The following is a 26,528-nucleotide window of genomic DNA, read 5'->3' as shown; positions in this document are numbered from 1 at the left end:
TCCCTCAGCGGGGCGAAATCGGACCAAGATCGCGGTGGTCGATGTCTACTGCAGCTCGTGCTGCATCAGCTGGCGTGCCGCCTCGGCGATCGAACCGGACAACGACGGGTAGATGGTGATCGTGTGGGCCAGCTGGTCCACCGTGAGGTTGTTCTCGATCGCCATCGTGATCGGCAGGATCAGCTCGCTGGCCTTGGGCGCCACCACCACACCACCGACGATCTGACCCGTGGCGGGGCGGCAGAACAGCTTCACGAAGCCGTCGCGCAGCCCGGCCATCTTCGCCCTGGCGTTGCCGGTCAGCGGCAGCATCACCTGGCGGGCGGGCACCTTGCCCGCGTCCACATCGTTCTGCGACACCCCGACCGTGGCAAGCTCCGGGTCGGTGAAGACGTTTGCGGAGACGGTACGCAGGCGCAGCGGCGCGACCGCCTCGCCCATCGCGTGCCAGATCGCGATCCGGCCCTGCATGGCGGCGACGCTGGCCAGCGGCAGCACCCCTGTGCAGTCGCCCGCCGCGTAGATGCCCGGCACATTGGTCCGCGACACCCGGTCCACGGTGACGTAGCCGCCGTCGGCGACGTCGACGCCGTACTCGCGCAGGCCCAGGTCGGCCGTGTTGGGGATGGCGCCGACCGCCATCAGGGCGTGCGAGCCCTCGACGGTACGGCCGTCCGCGAGCGTCACCTGCACGCCGGAGCCGGTGTTGACGACCGCGTCGGCGCGGGACTGGTTGAGGATGCTCATGCCGCGCTCGCGGAAGACCCGTTCGATGGCCATGGCCGCGTCGGCGTCCTCGTGCGGCATGACCCGCTCCCGGCTGGACACCAGGGTCACCTGGACGCCCATGGCCAGGTAGGCGCTGGCGAACTCGGCGCCGGTGACGCCGGAGCCGATCACGATCAGGTGTTCCGGCAGCTCGGTGAGGTCGTACAGCTGGCGCCAGTCGAGGATGCGCTCGCCGTCGGGCACCGCGGTGCGCAGCACGCGCGGGGTGGCCCCGGTGGCGATCAGCACCGTCGCGGCGTCCACCGCGTACGGCTGGCCGCCCGCGGGGGTGATGAGCACCTGGTGGGTGTGGCCGAGGGTGTCCTCACCGAGCCGGGCGCGGCCGGTGACCACGTCCACCCCGGCCTTGATGAGCTTGGCCTGGATGTCGCCGGACTGGGCCAGGGCGAGGCTCTTGACCCGCTCGTTGACCGCCTTCGCGTCGACGGTAACGCCCTCCAGGCCGGCCGAGCGGACCCCGAACCGCTCGTTGTGCCGGTAGCCGGTGACCACCTCGGAGCTGGCGATGAAGGTCTTCGACGGTACGCAGTCGGAGAGCACGCAGGCCCCACCGGCACCATCGGCCTCGACGAGGGTGACGTCCGCGTCGAGTTGGGCGGCGACCAGGGCGGCCTCGTAGCCGCCGGGGCCCCCACCAATGATGACAATCCGGCTCACAGCTCTCCAATCCTCGCAAAACTCACCCCGACGTGCCGTTACGCACCTTCGTATTCTCCCCCACCGCCGCCGCGGGCTATCGTCATCGCCGTGCGTCATTACGCCGCGTACGGCTCAAACCTCGACCCCGCCCGCATGCGGGCCTACTGCCCGCACTCGCCGATGGTCGGCGTGGGCTGGATAGAAGGCTGGCGCCTGACGTTCGCCGGTGAGGGCGACATGGGGTGGGAAGGCGCGGTCACGACAATCGTCGAGTCTGCCGGAGACCGGGTGTTCGTCGCGCTCTACGACGTGCATCAGTGGGACGCGGCACAGCTCGACGAGGTCGAGGGCGTCACCGCCGGGGCGTACCAGAAGGTCACCGTGCGGGTGTCGACGCTGGAGGGCGACATCAGCGCCTGGGTGTACGTGTTCGCGGGCTACGAGGGCGGCATGCCGACCGCGTGGTACCTCTCCGAGATCGCCAACGCGGCAGAGAAGGCGGGCGCCCCGGACGACTACGTCGCCGACCTGCGCTCCCGCCCCACCCGCACCGCCTCGCCCGACGCCTGACGGCTGCGCGATCAGGCCGCCGCGGGCACGGTCCGCTGGTAGATGTCGGCCTCGTACCGCGGGCGCATGCCGACCGCGTGGTAGAGCCGCGCCGCCTGGGTCGGGTTGGCCAGATCCACGCCGAGCCCGGCCTCGACGCGGCCCTTCCCGGCGTACGTGGCGAAAGCGCGGCGCAGCAGCGCCGCACCCACCCCCCGCCGCCGGTACGGCCCGAGCACCGCGAGGTTCTTCACCCAACCGCCGTTGTCCTCGGCGCCCTGGTCGGAACTCTGCAGCACCCCGGCCCACTGCCCGTCGACCTCGCCGACGAACCACTCGTCGTACGCGACGCTGCTGGCGGCCTCCACCTGGGCCCGCCAGGTCTCGAAGTCGGTCGCCCGGTGGTCGGTGTCCTCGAACGCCTCCTCGATCGTCGCGTGGAACCGGCGCATCTCGGACTCGTCGTCCGCGCGCACCGGGCGCACCGTCACCCCGGCCGTCGGCTCCGGCGCCACGCGCTCGTTGCCATCCAGCGCGATGCTCATCCGGGCGTGCCGTTTGACGAACGTGAACCCGGCCGCCTCCAGCGTGGCGACCCACTCCTTCTCGGTCGCGATGGCTCCCGCGCGCACGGTCATCGGGTCGTACCCGAAATCGCGGGCCCGCTCGGCGACCCGGCCCAGCATCAGGTCCAGCAACGGGCGCAGCGCGGGCTCGCCCCGGCCCGGCCAGACGTACACCTCGACGAAGTCGCGCTCGCCGCCCGTGTGGTTGAAGGGGTACGCCCAGCCGACCAGCTGCTCGGCCGTGTCGAGCGCGACCCAGCAGTCCCGGGTCATGTCGGTGTGCGGGCCGGTCAGCGCCTCGCGGACCTCCTCGGCGGTGAAGTCCGGCTCGCCGACGGACGCGATGTCGCTGGCGTGGACGAGCGCGAGCAGCGCCGGGATGTCCTCCAGGGTCGGGCGGCGCGTCGTCCAGCCTTCAAGTAACTCGGTCACCCGCGCATCCGACCACGGCTCCCGCTCGACGCGAAGCGATTTACCGGATGAGGTCCTGCTGCAACGACTCCAGCAGGCCGATCAGCTCGATCCGCTCGGCCAGATCCAGTTCCGCGTACGCCTGCCCGGCCAGCGCGTCCGCGACCGACTCGGCCCACATCAGCCGCCGCACGATCGGCCCGGCCGGAGGGTACGGCGGCTGCCACCCGAACGCCACGGCCCCGGTCTCCCCCTCGGGCCCCGCGATGATCGCCTGCAACGGGGTGAGGCCGCTGGCCCGGACCGCCACGCCCTGCACGCTCAACCGGTGCTCGTGCAGCAGGTGCAGCGCCACGGCGGCCTGCGCGCCCGGCGACGTGTCCGGCACCGGCATCGCCCGCCACGCGGCGAACAACGGCAGCCCCGCCGCGTCGGCCGCGTCCACCACCCGCCGGCTCAACGTGAGCAGGCGGCCCAGCCGTGGGAACTCGCCCAGTTCCTCCACCCCCCACCGGCACAACTCGTGCAGGTGCCAGGTGGCGACCTCGTGCGGCTCTGTCGTCTTGGCGGCCGCCTCCCAGCCGTCGGTCACCGCCTCGGGCGCGATGAAGCCGATCGCCGCGGCCGCGGTCTCCGGTTTGACGTCGCCGAGCGCCCCCGCCCGCGCCGAGACGTGGTACGCCCACCCGGACAGCCCGAGCAGCCGCGCGCGGCGCAGCGTCCGCGGGGACTCGGCGAACGCACCGACGAGCCCCGCGAGTCCCGGTCTGGCCGTGGCGGCTGCCTGTTCCGGAGTCACGTGCCCGATTCTGCTCCGCGTGACCGGTTATGGAAAACGGTCGTTCATTCAGCTCCGCGCAGATCGAGATCCTCGATCGCCGCCTGGGCGTCGCCGACCCGGCGACGCGCGGTCGCCGTGTCCCGCTCGGCGGAGCGTCGGGCCAGCGTGCGGCCGGAAACCTCGGCCTGGGCCGCGGCCCGCCGCCGGTCCAGTTCGGCCAGCTCCGCCTCGATCTCCTCCAGGGCATGAACTGCGTCACGTTCCGCCGCCTGCGCCCGATCGAGTGCGGTGTGCGCCTCGCGCTCCGCCTTCTGCGCCGCGGTCAGCTCGCGCGTCAGCTCCCGACGCCGCGCGGCGTCGGCCGCAGCGGCGGCGCGGTCCTTCGGCTCGACGGCCTCCGGTGCGCTGTCCCGGGCAGTGTCACCCTCCGCGACTCCGTCTTCGGGGGCTCCGTCTTCCGGGGCCTCCGGCAGGTCGTCCGCGGTGATCAGCCGCAGCCGGGGCCGCGGCACCTCGCCGAAACCCGCGTACGTGGCGGCGCGCACCAGTCGCCCCGACTGCACCTGCGTGGCGATCTCCGGCTCGGCCAGGGCCGCGGTGAACGTCGCCTCCACCTCGGCCAGCGGCAGCTTGGCGCCGGACAGAGCCGGGTCCTCGGCGAGTGCCAGGTCCCGGGCGACCGTGACGAGCGCGGACACCATCCGCCGCCGCTGCGTGGACAGCTCCCGGAGCTGGTCGCCGTGCAGGTCGCGCTGGGCGGTACGCAGGGCGGCGGCCAGTTCGGCCAATTCGTCGACGAGGTCGGGACGGCGCAACGCCAGCAGGTTCACCAGCCACGCGGCAACGGTCGGCTTGCGCAGCGCCGCGTACCGTTTCGCCGCCTCCCGGTCGCCCGCCCGGCGCGCCGCGGCGACCGCCGCCGAGCGGGCTGCGACGAACCCGTCCGGCGGCGCCTCGTACAGCCGCCGCACGATGTCGGCGGGGTGGTCCGTGGGCACGGTCAGCCGACGGTCGTGCCCGGCGCCAGCTGGGCGTACTCCGTGCCGGACAGCCGTTCGAGGTGCCCGTTGCTGACGCTCGCGCCCAGCTCGGTGAGCAACAGGTCGTGCAGCGCGTACGCCCGGCGGGGCTTGACCGCCCGGGCGAAGTCGATGGCCTCGCTGAGCTTCATCCACGGGGCGTCGAGCGGCACGAACAGCGTGTCGACCGGCTCGTCCGGCACGGCGAACGAGTCGCCGGGGTGGTACACCGTGTCCTGCCCGTCGGCGATGAGGTAGCCCAGGTTCGCGATCCGCGGGATGTCCGGATGGATGACCGCGTGCTGCCCGCCGTACGCGTGCACGGTGAATCCGGCCGCCTCGAACTGCTCGCCCTCGCCCACGACCGTGACCGCGTCGGCCAGACCGGACAGCAGCGGCAGCACGTCCGCGTGCGCGTACACCCGGAGGTCAGGTTTGGCGGCGACCGCCGCCGCGAGCGCGTCCACGTCGAGGTGGTCGAAGTGTTCGTGGGTGATGAGCACGGCGTCCGCCCCGGTCAACGCCGCGCTTTCGCTGAACTTGCCCGGATCCACCACCAGGACCGTGTCGCCGCTGGTGATGCGCAGGCAGGAGTGGGTGAGCTTCGTGACTCGCACGGGATTCCTCCGCAGCCGATTCGTTACTCGTCGTCTCGCAGTCTGCCGGAACCAGACAAGGCCCGCCGCACGTCCGAGGGTGCAGACCTTGCGGGGATGGAGGAAATCATGGGAATGCGTCACCTACATAACGCCCGGCTGCTGGGCGCCACGGCCCTGATCGCCACGCTGGCGCTCGCCGGATGCAGCGGCAGCGCGCAGGACAACAAGTCCGCCTCGACCACCGGCGGCGCTCCGGGGCTCGGCGTGGCCGGGCCTGCGGCACCGGCGGAGCGCCGGGCCGAGGGCGGCACGGCCCGGGACCAGGCCCAGGCCGACAAGGCACCGGCGGCGGCGCAGCCCGGCCAGGCGCCCAACCTCGCGGTCGACCAGCGGTCGATCATCTACACCGGCTCGATCACGGTACGGGTGAAGAACGTGAACGCCGCGGCGGCGCAGGTGTCCGGGTTCGCGACCGGCTCGGGCGGTTTCGTGGGCGGCGACAACCGCAGCAGCGGCGCGGACGGCAGCGGCGGGGACCACGGCACGCTGACCCTGCGCGTGCCGTCCGGGAAGTTCGCCACCGTGATCGACCAGATCGCGGGGCTGGGCAAGGAGCAGAACCGCGCCACGAACACCGAGGACGTCACCGAAGAGGTTGTCGACCTGGACGCGCGGATCGCCACGCAACAAGCCAGAGTGGACAGTGGTCGTCGCCTGCTGGCTCAGGCGAAGACGCTGAACGACCTCGTCATGCTGGAGAACGAGGTCGGCACCCGGCAGGCCGACCTGGCGTCGTTGCAGGCCAAGAAGCGCCGCCTGGCCGACCTCACCGCCCTGTCCACCGTCACCGTGGATCTGCTCGGTCCCGAGGTGGTCGTGAAGGAACAGCCGGACAGCCCGCCCGGATTCCTCGCGGGCCTCAAGGGCGGCTGGAACGCGCTGGTGGCCTCGCTGTCCGTGCTGCTGACGGTGCTGGGCGCCCTGCTGCCGTGGCTGCTGGCCCTGGGCATCCCCGCCTACGGAATCTTCTGGCTGATCCGGCGCTACGCCCGCCGCCCGCATCCCGCCATGGCCCCCGCGGGGATGGCTGCTGCCGTGCCGGCCCCGGCCGGAACGACCGCGACGAGCGCGGACGCAGCGGTGGCGGCGCCGTCGGGCACGCCGAAGCCGACCGACCGTCCACAGTAGTTGTTTCGGCGCCCGGGGCAGCCGCGACGCGACACGGGGCGCGTGCGGGGCGGCCACGGGCGCCGAGGGCCGATCGGCCCCGGCCTCGGCTGTGCAGCCAGGGCCGGGGTCAGAAGGCGCCGGTGGCCAGGGCGGCGAGGGCGGTGTGCACCATCACGCGTACGCCGTAGCCGATGCACCGCTCGTCGACGTCGAAGTCGGCCTGGTGCAGATCGTGGCGGACCGTGTCCCCCGCGATTCCCGTGCCGAGGCGGATCATCGCGCCCGGAACGTGTTCCAGGTAGAAGGAGAAGTCCTCGCCGCCCATGCTGATCTCGGCCTCGACGACGTGGTCGGCGCCCAGCGCCGCCCCCGCCGCACCGGCGATGACGGCGGCGGCCATCCGGTCGTTGATGACCGGCGGCACGGCCCGCTGATACCGGATGTCGACCTCGGCGCCCGTGGCGGCGACCACGTCGCGGATCAGCTGGGTGATGATTTCGGGGGCATCGCGCCAGGCGTCGCGGTTGAGGATGCGGACCGTGCCGCGGACGTGGCCCTCGTCGGGGATCGCGTTGAATGCCTCGCCGGCGTGCACCGACCCCCAGACCATGGACACCCCGGCGCGGGGGTCGACCCGGCGGTCGAGCAGCGACGGCACGTCGACGATGACCCGGCCCAGCGCGTACACCAGGTCGGCGGTCAGGTGCGGGCGGGCGGTGTGGCCACCCGGCCCGGTCAGGGTGACGGTGACCGTGTCGGCAGCCGCGGTGAACGGGCCGGAGCGGACCCCGACCAGCCCGGCGGGCAGCTGCGGGTAGCAGTGCAGCGCGTAGATGGCCGCGACGTCCTTGAGGCCGCCCGCCGCGATCACCTCGGGCGCCCCGGACGGCACGGCCTCCTCGGCGGGCTGGAAGAGCAGCCGGATCCGGCCGGGCAGCTCGCCCTGCTCCTCCAGCTGGGCCAGCGCCAGGCCGAGGCCGAGCAGGACGGTGGTGTGCACGTCGTGGCCGCAGGCGTGGGCCACGTTCGCGACCGTGGACCGGTACGGCACGTCCTTCACGTCGTGCAGCGGCAGCGCGTCGAGGTCGGCGCGGAAGGCGATGACCCGGTCACCGCTGCCGATGTCGCAGATGACGCCGTTGCCCTTGGGCAGCAGCCGCGGGGAGAGCCCGGCGACGGCCAGCTCGCGGGCCACCAGGGCGGCGGTCTCGAACTCGGCGTTCGACGGCTCGGGATGGGCGTGGATGTGCCGGCGGATCGCCACCAGCTCCGCACCGCGGGCGGCCAGCCAGCGGTCGAGCTGCCCGGGGAGCGGGTCGGCGCCCGGCGGCGTGGAGGGCCAGGCGGGCGACATCGGCTCCGTGGGCGACGGGGTGCCACCGGGCACCGTCAGCGCACTGGTCATGTCGGATTCTCTATCGCTCTCGAGGTTTGGTCCGGTTTCCGCAACGTGCGACAGCCTAGACCGATTGTGGTGACGCTGTGCAACGTCATTCCCGTGGTGAACGGAACGCGCACCGTCACGAAAGCCCTGATAAGAGCGGTATCTATGAACGCAGACATCAACCCACCACCTCCTACAACGGGTAACGTCTCGCGGAGGTGACGCGGTTCAAATCTCGACTCAGCGTGACCCGGTCATGTTGCCGGTTGGCACACCGGGAGTCCGATTCGGCGCTCGGCGTCAGAAGCGCTCAACCGGGTGGTACGTCCCCCACACCCCCCGCAGCGTGTGGCAGACCTCCCCCACGGTGGCACGCAGACGCAAGGCCTCGCGCATTGGCCGCAACACGTTGTCCGTCCCGCTGGCGGCCTTCTGCAGGTCGGCCAGGGCCGCCTCCACGGCGGCGTTGTCACGCTGGGCGCGCAACTCGGCGAGCCGGGCCACCTGCCCCGCCTCGATGGCGGGGTCGACGCGCAGCGGCTCGTAGTGCTCCTCCTCGTCGAGGGTGAACCGGTTGACGCCGACCACCACCCGCTCGCCGGAGTCGATCTCGTTGGCGATCCGGTACGCGGACGCCTCGATCTCGCGCTTCTGGAAGCCCTGCTCGATCGCCTCCACCGCCGAGCCGTACGCGGACACGCGTTCCATCAGGGTCGTGGCGGCGGCCTCCACCTCGTCGGTGAGCGCCTCGATGGCGTACGAGCCCGCGAACGGGTCGACCGTCCCGGTCAGCCCGCTCTCGTACGCGAGGACCTGCTGGGTGCGCAGGGCGAGCCGGGCCGCCTTCTCGGTGGGCAGGGCGATGGCCTCGTCGTAGCCATTGGTATGCAGTGACTGGGTGCCGCCGGCGACCGCCCCGAGCGCCTGGATCGCGACCCGGACCAGGTTGACCTCGGGCTGCTGGGCGGTGAGCTGCACCCCGGCGGTCTGGGTGTGGAAGCGCAGCATGAGCGACTTGGGGTCCTTCGCGCCGAACTCGTCGCGCATGATCCGCGCCCACATGCGCCGGGCCGCCCGGAACTTCGCGATCTCCTCCAGCAGGGTCGTGCGGGCGACGAAGAAGAACGACAGGCGGGGGGCGAAGTCGTCCACGGCGAGGCCGGCGGCGACCGCGGCACGGACGTACTCGACGCCGTTGGCCAGGGTGAACGCGATCTCCTGCGCGGGCGAGGCACCGGCCTCTGCCATGTGGTAGCCGGAGATGCTGATGGTGTTCCACTTCGGAATCTCGGCCCGGCAGTACGCGAAGGTGTCCGCCACCAGCCGCAGCGACGGCTTCGGCGGGAAGATGTACGTGCCGCGGGCGATGTACTCCTTGAGGATGTCGTTCTGGATCGTGCCCTGCAGCGCGGTGCCGGGCACCCCCTGCTCCTCGGCGACGAGTTGGTAGAGCAGCAGCAGGACCGAGCCGGGCGCGTTGATCGTCATCGACGTGGAGACCTTGTCCAGCGGGATGCCGTGGAACAGCCGCTGCATGTCGTCGATCGAGTCGATGGCCACCCCGACCTTGCCCACCTCGCCGTGCGCGATCGGCTCGTCGGAGTCGTAGCCCATCTGGGTGGGCAGGTCGAACGCCACGGACAGGCCCATCGTGCCCGCGGCCAGCAGCTGGTGGTAGCGCGCGTTGGACTCCGCGGCGGTGCCGAAGCCCGCGTACTGCCGCATGGTCCAGGGTCGCGAGGTGTACATCGTCGGATACACCCCACGGGTGTACGGATACTTCCCGGGCTCGCCGATCCGCGCCTCGGTGCCCGCGGGCACGTCCTCGCGGTCGTAGACCGGCTTGACCTCGAACCCGGATTCTGCGTTCACACCGGGATCCTAAGGCGTCGTTCAGGTCGCGGGTGTGTGGTCTTTTACCCAGCTGTGGACAAACCTCGGAACGGACGGCACCGGGGTCGCTACCTGGAGTCAAGTTCCACGGAACACGGGCTCTGCGACTTTCACAAAGGGGGTGGGAACCGGCAAGATAGCGGCGTTGGTCCCCGGCCCCTACATCCCCTCGGTGGCAATCCCTGTGACTCAGATTCCGACGTGGAGCGGTGGTGACACCACTCCGACCAGCGGACGCGCCGCCCCGGGCACGCTCATCGGCGGGCGCTACACCCTGCGCGCCGCGGTCGGCCACGGCGGCATGGGTACGGTCTGGCGCGCGGCCGACACGCTGCTGCGCCGCGACGTGGCCATCAAGGAGGTCGTCCTGCCGCCGGGCCTGGCCCCGAGCGACCGGGACTCGATGTTCGAGCGGACCATGCGCGAGGCCCGCGCCGCCGCCGCGCTGCAGCACCCCGCGGTCGTCCAGGTGTACGACGTCGTGCACGAGAACGACCGCCCGTGGATCGTCATGGAGCTGCTGGACGCCCGCAGCCTCGCCGACATGGTCATCGAGGACGGGCCGGTCGCACCGCGCGTGGTCGCCAAGATCGGCATCGCGCTGCTCGGTGCGCTGGAGGTGGCCCACGCGCACGGCGTACTGCACCGCGACGTGAAGCCCGCCAACGTGCTGATCTGCTCCGACGGGCGGTGCGTGCTCACCGACTTCGGCGTCGCCCGGATGCCCACCGACGTGCAGCTCACCACGCCCGGCATGGTGCTCGGCTCGCCGCACTTCATCTCGCCCGAGCGCGCCATGGGCCAGGACTTCGGTCCGCCCAGCGACCTGTTCTCGCTCGGCGTGACGCTGTACACCGCGGTCGAGGGACGCCCGCCGTTCGACAAGGGCGACCCCATCGAGACCATGCACGCCGTGGTCGAGGACCCGCCCGCACCGACCCAGCGGGCCGGCTCGCTGGGCCCGGTGCTGATGGGCCTGCTGGAGAAGGACCCGGCGCGCCGGTTCGACGTGCAGACCGCCCGGACGATGCTGCGCCAGCAACTGGCCGGGCCGCTGGCCAGCAAGTCCCCGCCGCATCTCATGACGGACCCGTACTCGGTGGTCCCGGCCCAGCGCCCGGACCCCAACGCGACCCAGGCTGTGCCGCCGCCCGCGAAGCCGAGCGGCCAGATCGGCGGCCGGGCCATGCTGGCCCCGGGCGAGTCGCTGTCCGGGCACCTGGCCAAGCTGCGCCAGGGCGGCCGGCGGCGCGCTCCCGAGGCCCCCGCCGCGACTCCCGACTCCGGCCCGCCCACGGGGGCGTTCGCGGCACCGGCCGCCAACGGAGACCGCACCAGCGTGCTGCCGCCGGGCGGGGACCGGACCGGGCTCCTGCCGCCCAGCGGGGACCGGACCGGCCTGCTGCCGCCCAGCGGGGACCGGACCAGCCTGCTGCCGCCCGGCGGCGACAGCGAGCGGACCAGCATGTTGCCCCCCGGTGGCAGCGCCGCCGACCCGACCAGCGTCATCCCGCCGCGCCGCGCCTGGGACGGCGCCCGCGCGGCCCGCGAGCCGCTGCCCGGCGGCACCGTCGTGATGAGCCCCGGCGCCCGGCGCCGGGCGCTGCTGGCCACGGCGACCCGGACCGTACGGTCGGGCACGGAGCGGGCCGTCACCACGGTCCGCGGCTGGCCCCGCAACACCCAGATCGCCGCCGGGGCCGGGCTGGTCGTCGTGCTCGTGCTGGCGATGGTGCTGGTGTTCTCGGGCGGCAAGGACCCGCAGCCCCGCACGCCCCAGCAGGCGGGCGTGCAGCCCGCACCGGCGGCGTTCGAGACCCAGGACCACCGCGGCAAGGGCGTCACCGTGAAGGTCCCGAAGACGTGGACGCGCAGCGCCTCCGGGGTCTGGGTGGACTACGTCGACCCGCAGGACGACACCCGCAAGGTCCGCATCCTGGTGGAGAAGGGCGACGCCGAGCCGCGCCGGTTCGCCGAGAAGATCGCCGAACACACGCTCAAGACGTCGAAGAACTGCCCCAAGCCGTACAACCGGGTCAGTGTCTCGGACGTCGAGGTGGCCGGAGGCGGCGGCGCGCAGCTGGAGTACACCTGCGGCAGCGGCGATCAGATGCGGCACGGGGTCTGGCGGGAGATCACCCGCGACGGGAAGATGTACTCGTTCTACCTGACCTCGACCGATGCCCGGTTCGCGGAAAGCATGCCGATCTTCGAGGAGATGGCGAGGACGTTCGCGTTCGCGAACGCGTGACCCGTGCTATCCACTGAGCATGGCTTCTGACGATCTCCGGGCCCGGGCCACCGCCTGGCTCGCCGACGACCCCGACCCCGCGACCCGCGCCGAGCTGACCGCGCTGCTCGAACGGCTGCCCGCCAGCGCCGACGAGCTGGCCGACCGGTTCGCCGGGCCGCTCACCTTCGGCACGGCGGGGCTGCGCGGGCAGCTGCGCGCCGGGCCGAACGGGATGAACCTCGCCGTGGTCACCCGCGCCGCCGCCGGTCTGGTCGGCTGGCTGGCCGCCCGGGGTGGCACGGGTCCGCTGGTGATCGGGTACGACGCCCGGCACGGCTCGAAGGCGTTCGCGGAACAGACCGCACGGGTGGCCACGGGCGCCGGCCGGGAGGCGTTCCTGCTGCCCCGCCCCCTGCCCACGCCCGTGCTGGCCTGGGCGGTGCGCGACCTCGGAGCGGTCGCCGGGGTCATGGTCACGGCCAGCCACAACCCGCCGCAGGACAACGGCTACAAGGTGTACCTGGGCGCCGCCCTGGGCGGTCCCGCCGGGGCGGGGGCACAGATCGTGCCGCCCGCCGACGTGGAGATCGAGGCCGCCATCCAGGCCGTGGGCCCCCTCGCCGCGGTGCCGCTGGGCGAGCCCGGCACGGTGCTGACCGAGGCCGTGGTGCAGGGGTACGTGGACAGCGCCGCCGCCGTGCTGGCCACCGGGCCGCGGGAGTTGCGGGTGGCGTACACGCCGCTGCACGGGGTCGGCGGGGCGGTGCTGGCCGCCGCGTTCGCTCGGGCAGGGTTCGCCGCCCCGGCCGTGGTCGCCGAGCAGGCGGAGCCGGACCCGGCGTTCCCGACCGTGGCGTTCCCCAACCCGGAGGAGCCCGGGGCGATGGACCTGCTGCTGGCGCTCGCCACGGAGACGGGCGCGGACCTCGCGATCGCCAACGACCCGGACGCCGACCGGTGCGCGATCGCGCTGCCGGGCGCGGACGGCACGTGGCGGCCGCTGCGCGGGGACGAACTGGGCGCCCTGCTGGCCGACCACCTCCAGCGGAAGAACGTCCCTGGCACGTACGCCACCACGATCGTGTCGTCGTCGCTGCTACGGGCGATGTGCGCCGCCCGCGGGGTGCCGTACGCGCAGAGCCTCACCGGGTTCAAGTGGATCGTGCGGGCCGCCGAGGACCTCGCGTACGGCTACGAGGAGGCGCTCGGCTACTGCGTGGCACCGGGGCACGTCCGCGACAAGGACGGCATCACGGCCGCGCTGCGGGTGGCGGAGCTGGCCGCCGCGCTCAAGGCGGAAGGCCGGACCCTGGCCGATCGGCTGGACGAGCTGGCCGCCGAGTTCGGCGTGTACGCGACGGACCAGCTGTCGGTGCGGGTCGACGACCTGACCGAGATCGCCCGGGCGATGAGCCAGGCGCGGGACAAGCCGCCGGTCACGCTACTGGGCGCCGACCTGACCGAGATCGAGGACCGGCTGCCCGCGGCGGACGTGCTGACGTTCCGGACCCCGGCGGCGCGGGTGGTGATCCGGCCGTCGGGGACGGAGCCGAAGCTGAAGGCGTACCTGGAGGTGGTGGAGCCGGTCCGCGACGGCGACGTGCCCGCGGCCCGGACCCGCGCGGCGGCCGCCATGACCGAGCTGCGCGCCGAGATCGCGGCGGTACTCGGCCTGGCCTGAGCCCGCGCCCGGCCAGAGCCGGGGTCGGGGCTGAGCCGGGCCGGGGCTGAGCCGGGTCAGCCGGCCTTCGGGGTGCCGAGGGCGGCGGTGATCGCGCGGCCCAGGGTGGCGACGACCAGCGCGACGCTGGGCCGCACGATCGAGTCCTCCAGGTTGACCCCGCCGGAGAAGCCCGCCCCGTTGGCGATCTCCTCCAGCCGCTGGTGCGCGTGCGCGGCCTGGTCGGCGGGCAGCCGCAGAGCGGGCTCCATCCGGGTGGCGATGAGCAGCGTGGCCAGCGCGGCGGTGCGCTCGTCCGGCACCGCGCCGCTGATCAGGGCCTTGGCCAGCCGCCCACGGATCTCCGCCTCGTACGCGGGATCGGTGGTCGGGTACCGGTGCACGTGGATGACCCCGAGCTGGGTCTCGTCGACGTCGCGCACGACACCGCGGGCCACCAGATCGTCGAGGACCCGGGCGCGCAGGCCGTGCCGCAGCCGCTGGACCCACTGCGCGGGGGTGTGCGGCTCGTCGGCGGCCGCCTTCACCAGCACCGCGTCCTCGATCGGATCGTTCACCGGCGTCGAGTCCACGACCTTCAGGTAGCCGTCGACGTACGCGATCCGCCCCTTCAGCGCCAGGTCGACGAGCACGGCCGCGGCCATGCCGAGGTCCAGCCCGATTCGGGAGCCGGTCGCCTTGCCGGTCTCGTCGTCGTAGGCGAGCAGCAGCAGTTCTTCGGCAAGCGCGATGGAGGTCATGCCAGAACGATAGTGTCCCGCCGCAGCTACCGGGCTCCCGGCAACGGTCATGTCGCGACGACGGCCGGACACCCGCAACGCGTGGGGAACATCAGGGGACGAGCGGGGAACGCGAGGGCCGACGCCCGGTCACGGCGCGGCGGGCTCAGCGGTCCGCGGCCAGCAGCCAGTCCACCAGGCGGGCGGCGGCCCGGCCACCACCGTCCGTCGGATGGGCGGCCGCGAACCTCTTGGCGGCCGCCTCGTGCTCGGCCGCGATGGTCTCGACATCCCGCACGGCCGCCGCCACCTCCGCCGAGGTGTGCAGCAGGGGGCCGGGCGAGTGCGCCCGCAGGTCGACGTTGAGGCCGGGCGACGCCTCGAACTCCGCGAGGTCGGGCACGTACAGCAGCACCGGACGTCCGGTCAGCGCGAAGTCGGCCAGCAGCGTCGAATAGTCCGAGATCAGTACGTCGGCGGCCGGCAGGAGCCGGTCGGTCCGGGGGTACGCCGAGACGTCCAGCACGCCGGGCGCCAGCCCCAGCACGTCGTCGACCAGGCCGGGGTGGCGCCGGACGAGCAGCGCGTGGCCCGGTGGGAGGGCGGCCGCCACCGTGGGCAGGTCGAGCAGCCGGCCGGGGTCGCTCCCGCCGGGACGGCGCTGGTCCCACGGGCGCCGGGTGGGTGCGTAGAGCACCAGCCGGGTGTCGGGCGGCAGGTGCAGCCGGCGCAGCACCTCGGAGCGGGCGGCCTCGGGGTCCGCGGTGCTCAGCGCGTCGGCGGCGGGTCGGCCGTACTCCAGGACCGGGCCGCCGAAGCGCAGCTCGGAGCGCAGCACCGGGGTCGCCGACGGGCCGGGCGAGGCCAGCGCCGTCCAGTTGCGGGCGTCCGAGGCGATCCGGTCGACGAGGTCGGGGAGCGCCGCGGCCAGCGCGCCGGAGCGGGCGATCGGCCAGCCCCCGCCGAGCCGCAGCACCACCTGGCCGGGCCGGGCGCGGAACCAGCTCGGCAGGGTGTCGTTGCAGACCAGCCAGCGGCTGGTGGCCAGCGCTTCGTACCAGGCCGCGCTGTCCAGCGGCACGGGTTCGGCGCCGGGCGGCAGCGGTTGTCCGCGTTCGCAGGTCCATGCCGCGGGTGGCGCGTCCGGGCGGCCCACCAGCTCCGCGAGGACGGCGGCCGGGTCGTCGGTGAAGCGGCGCCCGGGCGCGGCATCGAACAGCACCCTGTCCCGCAGCCGTGGCGGGTGGCTGGCGCTCGGACGGTCCGCCCCGGCCGGGTCCGCGGCAGCCTCCGGGACTTCGCGGGCCCGCTCGGCACCGGCGGCGACCGCAGGTGCGTCGCGGGCCGGGAAGTAGGCGGCCCGCCATCGCTCCTGCTCGGTGGGGTCGCTGCGCGGCGCCACCACCTTGAGGGCGACCCGGTCCCCGGCGGCGCGGCGCAACAGGCAACGCGACCCGTCCGGGCCGTTCGCGGCGGTGGGCAGCGCGGCCCGCAGCGCGTCGGTGCCGCCCAGCGGGACGGTCGTGGGATGCCGGTGACCGGGCGAGCGGAATGCGAGGTCCCACGTGCCGGCCGGCAACGGCAGCGGTCCGGCGGGACTCGGCGCCGCGGCCGGGTCGACGACCGCCTCCCACCGGCCGTCCGCGACCCGCATCGGCAGCGCGATGTCGCGTCGCCAGGCACGCAGGCGCAGGAGCAGTTCGCCGTCCGCCGCGCGGGGGCTGTCGCCGCGCAGCACCAGGGCGCCGTCGGGCCGCCAGGACGCCTCCGTGAGCACCGGGCCGGCCGGGCGCGTGCACAGCGAGACCTGGCCGCCCACGGCGACCGCGAGGTATACCTCGTCGGTCCCCCACACCGTCCGGGTCTGCTCGTACGCGACGTCGGCGACGAGCCTGGCCGTCCTGTCGCCGAGCACCAGGTGGACACCGAGACGCCGGGCGTGCAGTCCGGCCGCGTGGTTGTCGGTGTCGTCGTCCAGGGCGAAGCCGCCGAGCGGCAGCCGGGCGGTGAACGTGGCGCCGTCCGCTCCGGTGCGCACCGCCGCCTCGACGCGGCGCACGGCGAGCCCGTGCGCGCGCAGTTCGATCCGTACCGGGCCGGTCGGCCAGGTGCGCAGCCGCCCGTCGAGGATCAGGTCGTCGCCGTCGCGGTGGCCGGCGGTGAGCCATCCGGCGGCGCTGGTCACCCGCAGGCGCAGCCGCCCGTCGGCGGCCAGGGGCCGGACCCAGACGCCGGGCGCGACCTGCTGCCGTGGCATCGGCTCGGGCCAGTCGGCGGGGATCCGCAGCCCGTCGCGGCGCAACCGCAGGCCACGGGTCGCGGCGACGGCGACGGTCCAGGTCCCGGTACGCCACCGGGCGCCACGACGCACCCTGCCGCGGCGGAACACGGCCGGGTCGAGCGTCACGACGAACCCACCGGCCGGTACCGCCGGACCGCGGTACGAGCGGGTCCACAACGGCACCCTGTGGCGGCTGCCGTGGGCCGAGAGCCACACCATCCGCAGCGTCGGCCGGCCCCGCAGCGCCTCGCCGGGCAGGTGGGCGTACCCGGAGATCTGCAGTCTCCCGTCGCGCCAGGCCAGGCCGCGTACGCCGGACTCCAGCCGCCGCGCCGCGGGTGCGGCCTTGACCGGCGCGGTCCCGCCCTGGTCGACGAGGGCGACGAGCGCGTCGATCCGCCGCTGGCGGATCAGCCGCCACTGCGGGCGCAGGCGAGCCGGCAGGCGCTCGATGACGGCGTCGCCCACCTCGTCGAGGTACGCGTTGGCCAGGTCCAGGAACGTCGTGCGGAACGGTTCCGGGGCGTCCGGCAGGTACTGCGTCGGGGAGTTCAGCTTGTCCCAGATCGCCTGTTCCTCGTACACCCGGCACAGGTCGCCGTGGCCCGCGTCGGTCAGCGCCCGGCGGGTCAGGCCGACCGAGTGGAAGCGGTCGACGAGGTTGCGCAGGTCGTGGTCCGACTGGGTGATCGAGCGGACGGCGCCCTCGCGCACCCGCCAGTAGTAGATGATCTCGGCAACGATCGCGACCTTCGTGGCAGCGGCGTGGGCGGGCACGGTGACCGGCGCGTCCTCGTACAGCCGGCCGACCGGGAAGGTGAAACCGTGCACGTCCCAGAACGTACGCCGGAACAGCTTGTTCCAGATCGTCCTGTCGCGCAGCAGCCGGTGGTGGTCGCGGACGTGCGTGGCGAGGTCGGTCCCGCGGATGGCGCCGTCGTGCGGGTAGCCCGGGTAGTGCCCGCGCGAGCTGAGCCGGTGCACGCCGCCGCTGGCGAAGTCGGCGCCCCCGGCCAGCGCGAGCAGCAGCACCTCGTACGCGTGGGCGGCCAGCACGTCGTCGCTGTCGACGAACGCCAGGTACTCGCCGGTGGCGTACCCGATGCCGGTGTTGCGGGCCGCGCTCAGGCCCGCGTTGGCCTGGCGGACGAGCCGGAACCGGGCGTCGTCGGCGGCGAACCGCTCGGCGATGGCGGCGCTGCCGTCGGTCGATCCGTCGTCGACGCAGATGACCTGCAGGTCGCGGTGGGTCTGGCTGCGTAACGAGTCGAGGCAGTCGCCCAGGAACGGCGCCACGTCGTAGATCGGCACGATGACGCTGACGAGCCCCGCGACGAGCTCCGGCACAGGCGTGGCCTTCCGCTCAGCGGTGTCGGCCCGCTCCTCCCCGGAGGAAAGATACGCCGGTCGCCGCGCCGGGCGGGGTTGCCGCGCGCCGGGCTACTCCAGGTCGGGCAGGAGGCGGTCGCGCTGCTCGACCCAGGCCAGGGAGTCCCGGATACCGTCGGCGACGGTGTGCTCGGCCCGCCAGCCCAGCAGGTCGGCGGCGCGGGTGCTGCGGGTGTAGGCGCCGACCGAGTCGCCGGGGCGCCGGGGCGCCGCCTCGATCTCGACCGGGGTGTCGACGACCTGGTTGAAGGCCTCGACGAACTCCAGCACGGTGGTGCCGGTGCCGGTGCCGAGGTTGATGACCTGGTAGCGGGAGTCGTCCGTGAAGAGGGTGTCGAAAACCTCGACCGCGCGCAGGTGCGCACCGGCGAGATCCCAGACGTGCACGTAGTCGCGGATGCCGGAGCCGTCCCGGGTCGGGTAGTCCAGGCCGGTCACCGGGAACGGCTGCCCGGCGTGGTAGGCGGCGACCAGCTTGCCCAGCGCGTGGCTGGGGGCGGGCAGTTGCAGGCCCGTACGCATCTTGGGGTCGGCGCCGATCGGGTTGAAGTAGCGCAGCGACAGGACCCGCAGCGGGGTGGCGGCGGCGATGTCGGTGAGCATCTGCTCGACGACGAGCTTGGTCCGGGCGTACGGGCTCTGGGCGGAGATCGCGGAGTCCTCGTCGACGCTGAAGTCCTCGCCGGGCTCGTAGATCGAGGCGGACGAGCTGAACACGAAGCGGGTGACGCCCTTGCCGATCAGGCGGTCGACGAGGTCGAGGGTCTTGGCGACGTTCTCGCGGTAGTAGTGGATCGGGCGCTCGACAGACTCCGGTACGACGATGAGTGCCGCGCAGTGCACGACGGCCTCGATGTCCGGATGGTCCGCGAAGATCCGGTCGAGGACCGCGGGGTCGGCGATGTCGCCTTCGTAGAAGGACCGGCCCGCGCAGAACTCCCGGCGTCCAGTGACCAGATTGTCCAGAATGACCGGGTGGTGCCCGGCGTCGAGCAGACAGGACGCGATGGTGCTGCCGATGAATCCCGCGCCGCCCGCGATGAGCACCTTCACGAAATGTCCCTTTCCGATCGACGGTCTGCCCGGCGAGACTAGCCGACTTCGCCGAGACGTCGGGGCGGTCGATGCTAGCCGCCGGGTGCGCGGCCACGGCTTCTGGCTGTAACGTATGAAGCTGGCCGCCCCGGACATCCCCCTGTCCGCCCCCCACCGCGTCGCCGTGCTGCCCGCAGCGACGTGACCTTCCGGCGGTGTCGCCCCGAGTGCCTGCGAGCGGCGTCGCCCTGGTGCCATTGAGAAAGGACCAGTTCAGTCGTGACCTCGCCCACCCCCCGGCCCGACGTCACGGTGGTGGTCATCGTGTACAACGACGCACACCGGATCGAGGCCGCGGTCCGATCCGTGCTGGATCAGTCGTTGCGCAGCCACGAGGTGATCGTCGTCGACGACCACAGCACCGACGGCACCCCCGCCGTGGCGCAGCGCCTCGCCGACGAGCACCCCGACCTGGTCCGCTTCATCCGTCTTCCCGCCAACTCGGGCCACTGCGGCGCGCCCCGCAACGCGGGCGTCAAGCAGGCCCGCGGCCGGTACATCATGTTCCTGGACAGCGACGACACCATCGACCGGCACGCCTGCCGCAACCTGGTGGCGATGGCCGAGGAGTCCGGCGCCGACATGGTGGTCGGCCGGTGCGTACGCCACGACGTGCCCACCGGCAAGGAGCAGTCCTGGATGCCGTGGCTGGTCCAGCGCAAGGTGGTCTACGAATCGCTGCGCGACCAGCCCGAGCTGCTGTACGACGTGCTGTCGACGAACAAGCTCTACCGGCACGACTTCCTGGTCCGGGAAAATCTGGTCTTCCTGGAGGACCGCCTCTACGAGGACAACCTGTTCTCCGCCCACGCGTACCTGACCGCGAAGAAGATCGCGGTGATCCCGCAGCGGATCTACACCTGGAACATCGAGCCGAAGGCCCGCTCGATCACCAGCCGGGCCGCGGACCTGCGCAACATCACCGACCGGATCGCGGTGACCAGGGAGATCGACAAGCTGCTGGCCGAGCACGACGCCGGTGAGCTGCGACTGCAGAAGGACATCCGGTTCCTGGAGAACGACCTCCGGATCCACCTGGCGGGCCTCGGCCAGTTCCCCGAAGCGACCCAGCGCGCCCTGCTCGACGTCGCCCGGCCGTACGTGCAGACCCTGCAGCCGGAGGCGTTCCGGCAGGCCAAGCCGCTTCCGGCGATCGCCGCCTACATGGTCCGGCAGGACGACCTGGCCGGCGTCGCCGCCGCGCACGACTACATGGTCGGCAAGGGCAAGTCCCGCCTCAGCACCGACCTGGTCGTCCGCGACGGCCGGGTGTTCTGGTGCGACCGCCACCTCGACGACCCGCTCGGGCGCGAGGTACTGGACGTCACCGAGTTCGGCTTCCAGGATCTGCCGCTGGCCAAGCTGCGCCTGGGCAGCCGGATCACCGGCGTCGCGCGGGCCGGCAGCACGGTCACGGTCAGCGGCGCGATCGCCAACCCGCTCGGCCGGCTCGGCACGCTGGCCAAGCCGAAGGCCCAGCTGGTGGTGCGCGCCCGGCGCAACCGGCGCCGCCAGTTCACCATGCCCGCCACCCTCACGGTCTCCGGCACCGAGGCCACCTGGACGGCCAGCTTCGACCCGGCCAAGGTGCTGCGCCCGGTCGGCATCGTGGACATGGTCTACAACGTGGTGCTGCGGATCCGCACCGCCAAGGAGACCATCGACCTGCAGCTGTTCACCGACGACGCGGTGATGGACGACCTGCGGCTGGCGGTCCGGCCGCGGCTCACCCGGCTGGTCGCCGACCGGATGGAGGCCTACCGGACGGACGCGGGCAACCTCGCGCTGCGGCTGGCCGCCGAGGGGCGCAAGGCCCGCGCGGGGGACGCCACGATCGACCGGCTGCGCTCGCAGCCGCTCGGCGCCCGGCTCTGGAGCGCCGCCGGGACGCTGCGGCGCGACCTGCGGCAGCGGATGAACCAGCGCAAGACCAAGCTGGCCTGGTACGACAACGTCTTCTCGCGGCTGCCGATCAGCAAGCGGACCATCGTGTTCGAGAGCCACATGGGCAAGCAGTTCTCGGACAGCCCGCGCGCCATCTACGAGGAGCTCAAGCGCTCCGGTGTGCCGTTCCGCGCGGTGTGGGCACACACAGAGGAACACCCGAACGGCTTCCCGACCGACGTCAAGCTGGTGCGCCGGCAGTCCTACGCCTACCTGCGCGAGCTGGGCCGGGCCCGGTACTGGGTGGACAACCAGGGCTTCCCGCACGACCTGCGCAAGCGGTCCGGCACCACGTACATCCAGACGTGGCACGGCTCGGCGTTCAAGCGGATGGGCTTCGACGAGGCGAGCATCAAGAGCCAGACGGCCGGCCAGCAGCAGCGCCTGCAGGACGCGATCGACCGTTTCGACGTGTTCCTCGTGCGCACCGAACACGACGTGCGCACGTTGACCAAGGGCATGCGGGTGCACGCCGAGTTGATGCGGGTCGGCTACCCGCGCAACGACGTCCTGGTCCGGCAGGACAACCCGGACGAGGTGGCGGCGCTGCGCAAGTCGCTGAACCTCACCGACGACCGCAAGGTCCTGCTGTACGCGCCGACGTTCCGCCCGGAGGAGATCGGCCGCTGGTCCAAGGGCCTGACCCTGCCGTTCTCCCTGGACGACTTCGTCGAACGCTTCGGCGACGACTACGTGCTGCTGATCCGCCCGCACTACCTCGCGTCGTTCGCGATGCCCCCGAGGTACGCGCACTCGGTGCGCAACGTGGCGCACGTGCACGACGTCACCCCGCTGATGCAGATCGCCGACGCGGTGATCACCGACTACTCGTCGCTGATGTTCGACTACGCGCTGCTGGGCCGCCCGATGGTCTTCCACGTGCCGGACTACGACGACTACGTCGGCAACAGCCGGGGCTCCTACTTCGACCTGGCCGAGGTCGCCCCCGGCCCCTTGACCCGGACCCCGGAAGCGCTGTTCGCCACGCTCGCCGACCTGGACAAGCTGCCGGAACGCTACGCCGAACAGCACCGCGCCTTCGTGGCCCGGTTCTGTGAGTTCGACACCGGCAACGCGGCGAAGGCCGTGGTCGACCGTTTCTTCACCCCGGGAGCGCGCCGTGGCTGAGCCCCGGGACATCTTCATCGTCTGCAACAGCGTCAACGAGCTCGGCGGCCTCATCCAGTGGGCGCACGACATCGGCCGGCTCTTCAGCGCCCGGGGGCACCGGGTGCGCCTGGTCGGGGTGGAGCCCGCCACGGTCGCCCGTGACTACGGCTCGGACCTGCCGTACCCGATGTTCACCCTGCACGACGACCACCTGCCCCGGCGGCGCAAGGTCGAGGGCCTGAGCCGCCTCAACGTGGTCAATCTGGCCCGCCAGCGGCACCGGGCCGGGCTGCTGACCGAGGGCGCGCAGCGGCTGACCGAGCTGTTCCGCGAGGCGCAGCCGGGCGGCGTCGTCATCGCCGCGCAGGTCTGGGCCGGGGAGTGGGTATCCGCCGCCGACACGACCGGGCTCACCGTGATCGGCATGTCCCACGAGTCGTTCGAGGCCTGCCGCAACAGCAGCCGGTACAACCGGGTCCTCAAGTACTACACGGACATGGACATGCACCTGCTGCTGACCGACGCCGACGCGGACGCGTGGGCCTCGCGGGCCGGCATGACCAACGTGGGCGCGATGCCGAACCCGCTGATGACGGTCCCGAAGACCATGCCCACGCTCGACGAGAAGACTGTCGTCTCGCTGCGCCGGCTCTCCCACGACAAGGGCATCGACATGCTCCTCGAAGCGTGGGCGCTGGTCGGTCCGCAGTACCCGGACTGGAGCCTCAAGGTCTACGGCGCCGGACCGGACGAGGCCGAGCTGCGCGAACAGGCCCGCGAGCTGGGCCTCGACGACAACCAGATCCTCGTCGGCAAGACCGACGACATCGACGCGGCGCTGAGCGCCGCGTCGATCTACGCCCTGCCCTCGCGCGAGGAGGGCTTCCCCATCGCCATCATGGAGGCGATGGCGTACGGGCTGCCGACGGTCGCCTTCGACTGCGCTCCCGGCATCCGCGAACTGATCGACGACGAGGTCAGCGGCGGCCTGGTGGTCACCGCGGGCAACGTGCCCGGCATGGCGGCCGCCCTGGAGCGCCTGATCAAGGACAGGGACCTCCGGGTACGGCTGGGCGAGGCGGGCCGCGAATCGGTGCAGCGCTTCACCCCGGACAGCATCGTCGACCGCTGGGAAGCCCTGTTCGCCCTGCTGGACCGCTGAGGTGCGAGCCGTCCTGGCGACGCTGGGGTACGTGCTGTCCGCGGACCGGCAGCAGGTCCTGATGATCCGCCGCGACGCGCGCCCGGACGACATCCACTTCGGCTACCACAACCGGCTGGGCGGCAAGCTGGAGCCGGACGAGGACGTGGCCACCGGGATGCGCCGGGAGGTCCGCGAGGAGGCCGGGCTGGAGTGCGGCGAACTCGACTTCGCCGGGACGATCTCCTGGCCCGGCTTCGGCCGCGACGGGGAGAACTGGTTCGGCTTCCTGTTCCGCATCCCGCGGTGGTCCGGCACGCCGCGGACCGCGAACCCCGAGGGCAGCCTGCACTGGATGCCGGTGGCCGACGTGCTGGCCGGGCGGGTGCCCATGTGGGAGTCCGACCGGCACTTCCTGCCGCTGGTGTTCGCGGACGAGCCGCGCCCGTTCCACGGGGTCATGCCGTTCCACGAGGGGCGCGCGGTCTCGTGGTCGTGCACGACCGGTTGAGCCTCAGGCCGCCTCGCGGCGGATCGCGCCGAGGATCTTGCGGCGGTCGAAGAGGAACTGCGGTCGTGCGCCGATCCGGGTCGCGAAGTCCACGTACGCCTTCGTGAGGTCGACGTCGTCGCTGGCCAGCACGCCACCCGGCGGGATCTTGGGCCACGCCGACTCGTACTCGAACATCTGGTTCGGGTAGCCGTGATCGCTGTCGTGCAGGAACAGGTCGATCGTGTCGAGACCATCGATGACCTCTGTGAAGCTGCGCCGGGGCTCCTTCGCGTCGCTGACGGTCCGCTTCCAGCGCGGGTGCCCGAGCACGAGGCTGCCCGCGTCGGGGCGGACGTCGAAGCTGTACAGCGTGCCGTGGCCGTTGCGGTCGAGGGCACTGAGGATCATGAACGACGAGCGGCCGTCGGCGATGCCGGTCTCCACCACGGTGGCGGGCTTCAGCAGCCGGGTCAGGCCGTACAGGGTCAGGCCGGTGCCCTGCTCGACGCCCCAGCGCTCGGGGAACAGCGTCTGCCGTTCTGTGTAACGCTGCTTGAGCTGGTCGTTCAGCTCGTCGAACTCGTCGACGACCTTCGCGACCTCGTCGACCGGCCAGCCCAGCGCCGCCAGCAGATCATCGGGCGACACCTCCAGCTGGACGCTCAGCTTGGTGAAGTCGTGCAGGGTGGGCGGTGGGGGCTTCCGCTTGGACTTGGCCACCGGCTGGGGGGCCGGTGGCCGGTACTGACGAACTTCGTAACCGGTCAGCCGTCGAAGGTACGAATTGGCGGTTCTGCGCAATGACATGGCACCGCATCCGTTGGGAGGCTCGGGGACGGGAAGTGCGCCGCAGCTTACGCGCCATGCGCCCGCCCGGGAACGTCCCTTGATCGAGCAGCTGGACCGTACGCTACGCCCGAGTCACGACGTTACCGATTAAACCGTTAGAAACGGGGCATACCCCCGAACTGTCGGTCCCCCGCGTCGCCCAGACCCGGCACGATGAACATCTGGTCGTTGAGCCCCTCGTCGACGGACGCGGTGACCAGCCGCAGCGGCAGTCCCGAATTCTCCAGCCGGGCGATGCCCTCGGGCGCGGCCAGCACGCAGCAGATCGTGATGTCTGTGCAACCCCGGTCCACCAGCAGCTGGCAGCAGTGCACCAGGGAACCACCGGTGGCCACCATCGGGTCCAGCACCAGGACCGGCAGGCCGCTGAGATCACCCGGCAGCGACTCCATGTACGCCCGCGGCTCGAAGGTGTGCTCGTCGCGGGCCAGCCCGACGAACCCCATGTGCGACTCGGGCAGCAGGCCCAGGGCCGCCTCGGTCATGCCGAGCCCGGCGCGCAGCACGGGCACGATCAGCGGCGGGTTGGCCAGCCGGGTCCCCTCGGCCGGGGCAACCGGGGTGGTCACCGGGTACCGCTCGACCTCGAAGGCGCGGGCGGCCTCGTAGACCAGCATGCTGGCGAGCTCACGCAGCGCGGCGCGGAAGGTGCCCGAATCCGTCGCCGCGTTGCGCATCGCGGTGAGGCGGGACTGGGCCAGAGGATGATCAACAACGAGTACGTCCACGCGGTCAACCTATCGGCAAAGGTCAGGCCGCAAGCGGAGGCATCCCAAGATCAAGTGTCGGACCCACGCGTAGACTGACCCGCATGACTGCGACAGTGACGTCGGGGCTGCCCGGCGTGTCCGGTCCCGCGGCGACCCCGACGGCACCGGCGTTCGATCTGAGGTCGTTCCTCCACGGCCTCCCGGGAGTCGACAAGGTCGGCGTCGAGGCGCGCGCGGCGGCCCTGGGCACCCGGTCGATCAAGACCACCGCGAAGGCACAGGCCATCGATCTGGCGATCCGGATGGTCGATCTGACCACCCTGGAGGGCGCCGACACCCCCGGCAAGGTGCGCGCCCTGTCCGCCAAGGCGCTGCGGCCCGACCCGGCCGACCCGACCTGCCCCCCGGTCGCCGCGGTCTGCGTCTACCCGGCGATGGTGCCGTTCGCGGCCGAGGTGCTGGCCGGTTCCGGCGTGCACCTGGCCAGCGTGGCCACCGCGTTCCCGTCCGGGCAGGCGCCGCTGGACGTCAAGCTCGCCGACACCCGCGACGCGGTCGCCGCCGGTGCGGACGAGATCGACATGGTGATCAGCCGCGGCGCGTTCCTGGCGGGCCGCTACGACGACGTCTTCACCGAGATCGTCGCGGTCAAGCAGGCCTGCGGCACCGCCCACCTCAAGGTCATCCTGGAGACCGGCGAGCTGGGGACGTACGACAACGTGCGGCGGGCGTCCTGGCTGGCGATGCTGGCCGGGGCCGACTTCATCAAGACCTCCACGGGCAAGGTGCCGCTCGCGGCGACCCTGCCGGTCACCTTGATCATGCTGGAGGCGGTCCGCGACTTCCGGGCGCAGCACGGCCGCCAGATCGGGGTCAAGCCCGCCGGTGGCATCAAGACCACCAAGGACGCGATGAAGTACCTGGTCATGGTCAACGAGACCGTCGGCGCCGACTGGCTCGACCCGGACTGGTTCCGCTTCGGCGCCTCCTCGCTGCTCAACGACCTGCTGATGCAGCGCACCAAGCTCACCACCGGCCACTACGCCGGTCCGGACTACTTCACGCTGGACTGACCCCATGACC

General features: G+C 72.5%; 20 protein-coding genes. 8 read left to right on the top strand and 12 right to left on the bottom strand.

Annotated elements, in window-relative coordinates; translation table 11 throughout:
* Positions 1-45: 45 nt before the first annotated feature.
* A complete protein-coding gene (locus tag ACMCNN_RS02805) occupies positions 46-1,446 on the bottom strand; it encodes an NAD(P)H-quinone dehydrogenase (RefSeq protein WP_412744604.1) in 1,401 nt (466 codons plus the stop codon).
* A gap of 90 nt (positions 1,447-1,536) precedes the next feature.
* Between ACMCNN_RS02805 and ACMCNN_RS02800 the strand changes: the two genes are divergently transcribed.
* Positions 1,537-1,998 (top strand): gamma-glutamylcyclotransferase, encoded by a 462-nt coding sequence (locus ACMCNN_RS02800; protein ID WP_412744603.1) that lies wholly within the window; start codon positions 1,537-1,539, stop codon positions 1,996-1,998.
* An 11-nt stretch (positions 1,999-2,009) separates the two neighbouring features.
* On the opposite strand, the gene ACMCNN_RS02795 is transcribed toward ACMCNN_RS02800, so the two are convergent.
* From ACMCNN_RS02795 to ACMCNN_RS02780, 4 genes are read right to left on the bottom strand one after another with little or no spacing between them, the layout of a single operon-like run.
* Entirely contained in the window at positions 2,010-2,975 is a 966-nt protein-coding gene (locus ACMCNN_RS02795) for a GNAT family N-acetyltransferase (RefSeq protein WP_412744602.1), read from the bottom strand.
* A 40-nt stretch (positions 2,976-3,015) separates the two neighbouring features.
* Entirely contained in the window at positions 3,016-3,753 is a 738-nt protein-coding gene (locus ACMCNN_RS02790) for an SCO6745 family protein (RefSeq protein WP_412744601.1), read from the bottom strand.
* 44 nt (positions 3,754-3,797) lie between these two features.
* The gene (locus tag ACMCNN_RS02785) at positions 3,798-4,733 is read right to left on the bottom strand and encodes a hypothetical protein (protein WP_412744600.1); all 936 of its coding nucleotides are present in this window, start codon (positions 4,731-4,733) and stop codon (positions 3,798-3,800) included.
* A gap of 2 nt (positions 4,734-4,735) precedes the next feature.
* Complete coding sequence (locus ACMCNN_RS02780; RefSeq protein WP_412744599.1) at positions 4,736-5,371, bottom strand: MBL fold metallo-hydrolase; 636 nt, start codon at positions 5,369-5,371, stop codon at positions 4,736-4,738.
* A 108-nt stretch (positions 5,372-5,479) separates the two neighbouring features.
* On the opposite strand from ACMCNN_RS02780, the gene ACMCNN_RS02775 reads away from it, so the two are divergent.
* Positions 5,480-6,541: a DUF4349 domain-containing protein gene (locus ACMCNN_RS02775; protein ID WP_412744598.1), complete on the top strand. Its 1,062-nt coding sequence runs from the start codon at positions 5,480-5,482 to the stop codon at positions 6,539-6,541.
* Between the two features lie 109 nt (positions 6,542-6,650).
* Here the strand turns inward: ACMCNN_RS02775 and ACMCNN_RS02770 are convergent, their stop codons facing one another.
* Both ACMCNN_RS02770 and ACMCNN_RS02765 read right to left on the bottom strand, forming a co-directional pair.
* A complete protein-coding gene (locus tag ACMCNN_RS02770) occupies positions 6,651-7,928 on the bottom strand; it encodes an amidohydrolase (protein ID WP_412744597.1) in 1,278 nt (425 codons plus the stop codon).
* Between the two features lie 279 nt (positions 7,929-8,207).
* The gene (locus ACMCNN_RS02765) at positions 8,208-9,779 is read right to left on the bottom strand and encodes a methylmalonyl-CoA mutase (protein ID WP_412744596.1); all 1,572 of its coding nucleotides are present in this window, start codon (positions 9,777-9,779) and stop codon (positions 8,208-8,210) included.
* A 205-nt stretch (positions 9,780-9,984) separates the two neighbouring features.
* Between ACMCNN_RS02765 and ACMCNN_RS02760 the strand changes: the two genes are divergently transcribed.
* Both ACMCNN_RS02760 and ACMCNN_RS02755 read left to right on the top strand, forming a co-directional pair.
* Positions 9,985-12,051, top strand: coding sequence for a protein kinase domain-containing protein (locus tag ACMCNN_RS02760; protein WP_412744595.1), 2,067 nt, complete (start codon positions 9,985-9,987; stop codon positions 12,049-12,051).
* A gap of 19 nt (positions 12,052-12,070) precedes the next feature.
* Complete coding sequence (locus ACMCNN_RS02755) at positions 12,071-13,714, top strand: phospho-sugar mutase (protein ID WP_412744594.1); 1,644 nt, start codon at positions 12,071-12,073, stop codon at positions 13,712-13,714.
* A 56-nt stretch (positions 13,715-13,770) separates the two neighbouring features.
* Here the strand turns inward: ACMCNN_RS02755 and ACMCNN_RS02750 are convergent, their stop codons facing one another.
* The 3 genes from ACMCNN_RS02750 to galE all read right to left on the bottom strand — a co-directional run bounded on the left by ACMCNN_RS02750 (position 13,771) and on the right by galE (position 19,156).
* The gene (locus ACMCNN_RS02750) at positions 13,771-14,454 is read right to left on the bottom strand and encodes a GOLPH3/VPS74 family protein (RefSeq protein ID WP_412744593.1); all 684 of its coding nucleotides are present in this window, start codon (positions 14,452-14,454) and stop codon (positions 13,771-13,773) included.
* A gap of 145 nt (positions 14,455-14,599) precedes the next feature.
* Positions 14,600-18,061 (bottom strand): CDP-glycerol glycerophosphotransferase family protein, encoded by a 3,462-nt coding sequence (locus ACMCNN_RS02745; RefSeq protein ID WP_412744592.1) that lies wholly within the window; start codon positions 18,059-18,061, stop codon positions 14,600-14,602.
* A 93-nt stretch (positions 18,062-18,154) separates the two neighbouring features.
* Positions 18,155-19,156 carry a UDP-glucose 4-epimerase GalE gene (gene galE, locus ACMCNN_RS02740; protein WP_412744591.1) on the bottom strand — a complete coding sequence of 334 codons (1,002 nt, stop codon included), beginning with the start codon at positions 19,154-19,156 and terminating at the stop codon, positions 18,155-18,157.
* 261 nt (positions 19,157-19,417) lie between these two features.
* Between galE and ACMCNN_RS02735 the strand changes: the two genes are divergently transcribed.
* From ACMCNN_RS02735 to ACMCNN_RS02725, 3 genes are read left to right on the top strand one after another with little or no spacing between them, the layout of a single operon-like run.
* Positions 19,418-22,270: a CDP-glycerol glycerophosphotransferase family protein gene (locus tag ACMCNN_RS02735; RefSeq protein WP_412744590.1), complete on the top strand. Its 2,853-nt coding sequence runs from the start codon at positions 19,418-19,420 to the stop codon at positions 22,268-22,270.
* The gene (locus ACMCNN_RS02730) at positions 22,263-23,414 is read left to right on the top strand and encodes a glycosyltransferase (RefSeq protein ID WP_412744589.1); all 1,152 of its coding nucleotides are present in this window, start codon (positions 22,263-22,265) and stop codon (positions 23,412-23,414) included. Before ACMCNN_RS02735 ends, ACMCNN_RS02730 begins: the two co-directional genes overlap by 8 nt.
* Position 23,415: 1 nt before the next feature.
* Positions 23,416-23,904 carry an NUDIX hydrolase gene (locus ACMCNN_RS02725; protein WP_412744588.1) on the top strand — a complete coding sequence of 163 codons (489 nt, stop codon included), beginning with the start codon at positions 23,416-23,418 and terminating at the stop codon, positions 23,902-23,904.
* A gap of 3 nt (positions 23,905-23,907) precedes the next feature.
* Here ACMCNN_RS02725 and ACMCNN_RS02720 read toward each other — a convergent pair whose 3' ends face one another.
* Positions 23,908-24,693: a class I SAM-dependent methyltransferase gene (locus ACMCNN_RS02720; RefSeq protein ID WP_412744587.1), complete on the bottom strand. Its 786-nt coding sequence runs from the start codon at positions 24,691-24,693 to the stop codon at positions 23,908-23,910.
* Between the two features lie 137 nt (positions 24,694-24,830).
* Positions 24,831-25,463: a uracil phosphoribosyltransferase gene (gene upp, locus ACMCNN_RS02715; protein WP_412744586.1), complete on the bottom strand. Its 633-nt coding sequence runs from the start codon at positions 25,461-25,463 to the stop codon at positions 24,831-24,833.
* Between the two features lie 83 nt (positions 25,464-25,546).
* Between upp and deoC the strand changes: the two genes are divergently transcribed.
* Positions 25,547-26,518 (top strand): deoxyribose-phosphate aldolase, encoded by a 972-nt coding sequence (deoC, locus tag ACMCNN_RS02710; protein WP_412744585.1) that lies wholly within the window; start codon positions 25,547-25,549, stop codon positions 26,516-26,518.
* Positions 26,519-26,528 lie beyond the last annotated feature (10 nt).

This window comes from Krasilnikovia sp. MM14-A1004 (assembly GCF_047159485.1).
Taxonomy (GTDB): domain Bacteria; phylum Actinomycetota; class Actinomycetes; order Mycobacteriales; family Micromonosporaceae; genus Actinoplanes.
This window is presented reverse-complemented; position numbering and strand designations above follow the sequence as displayed.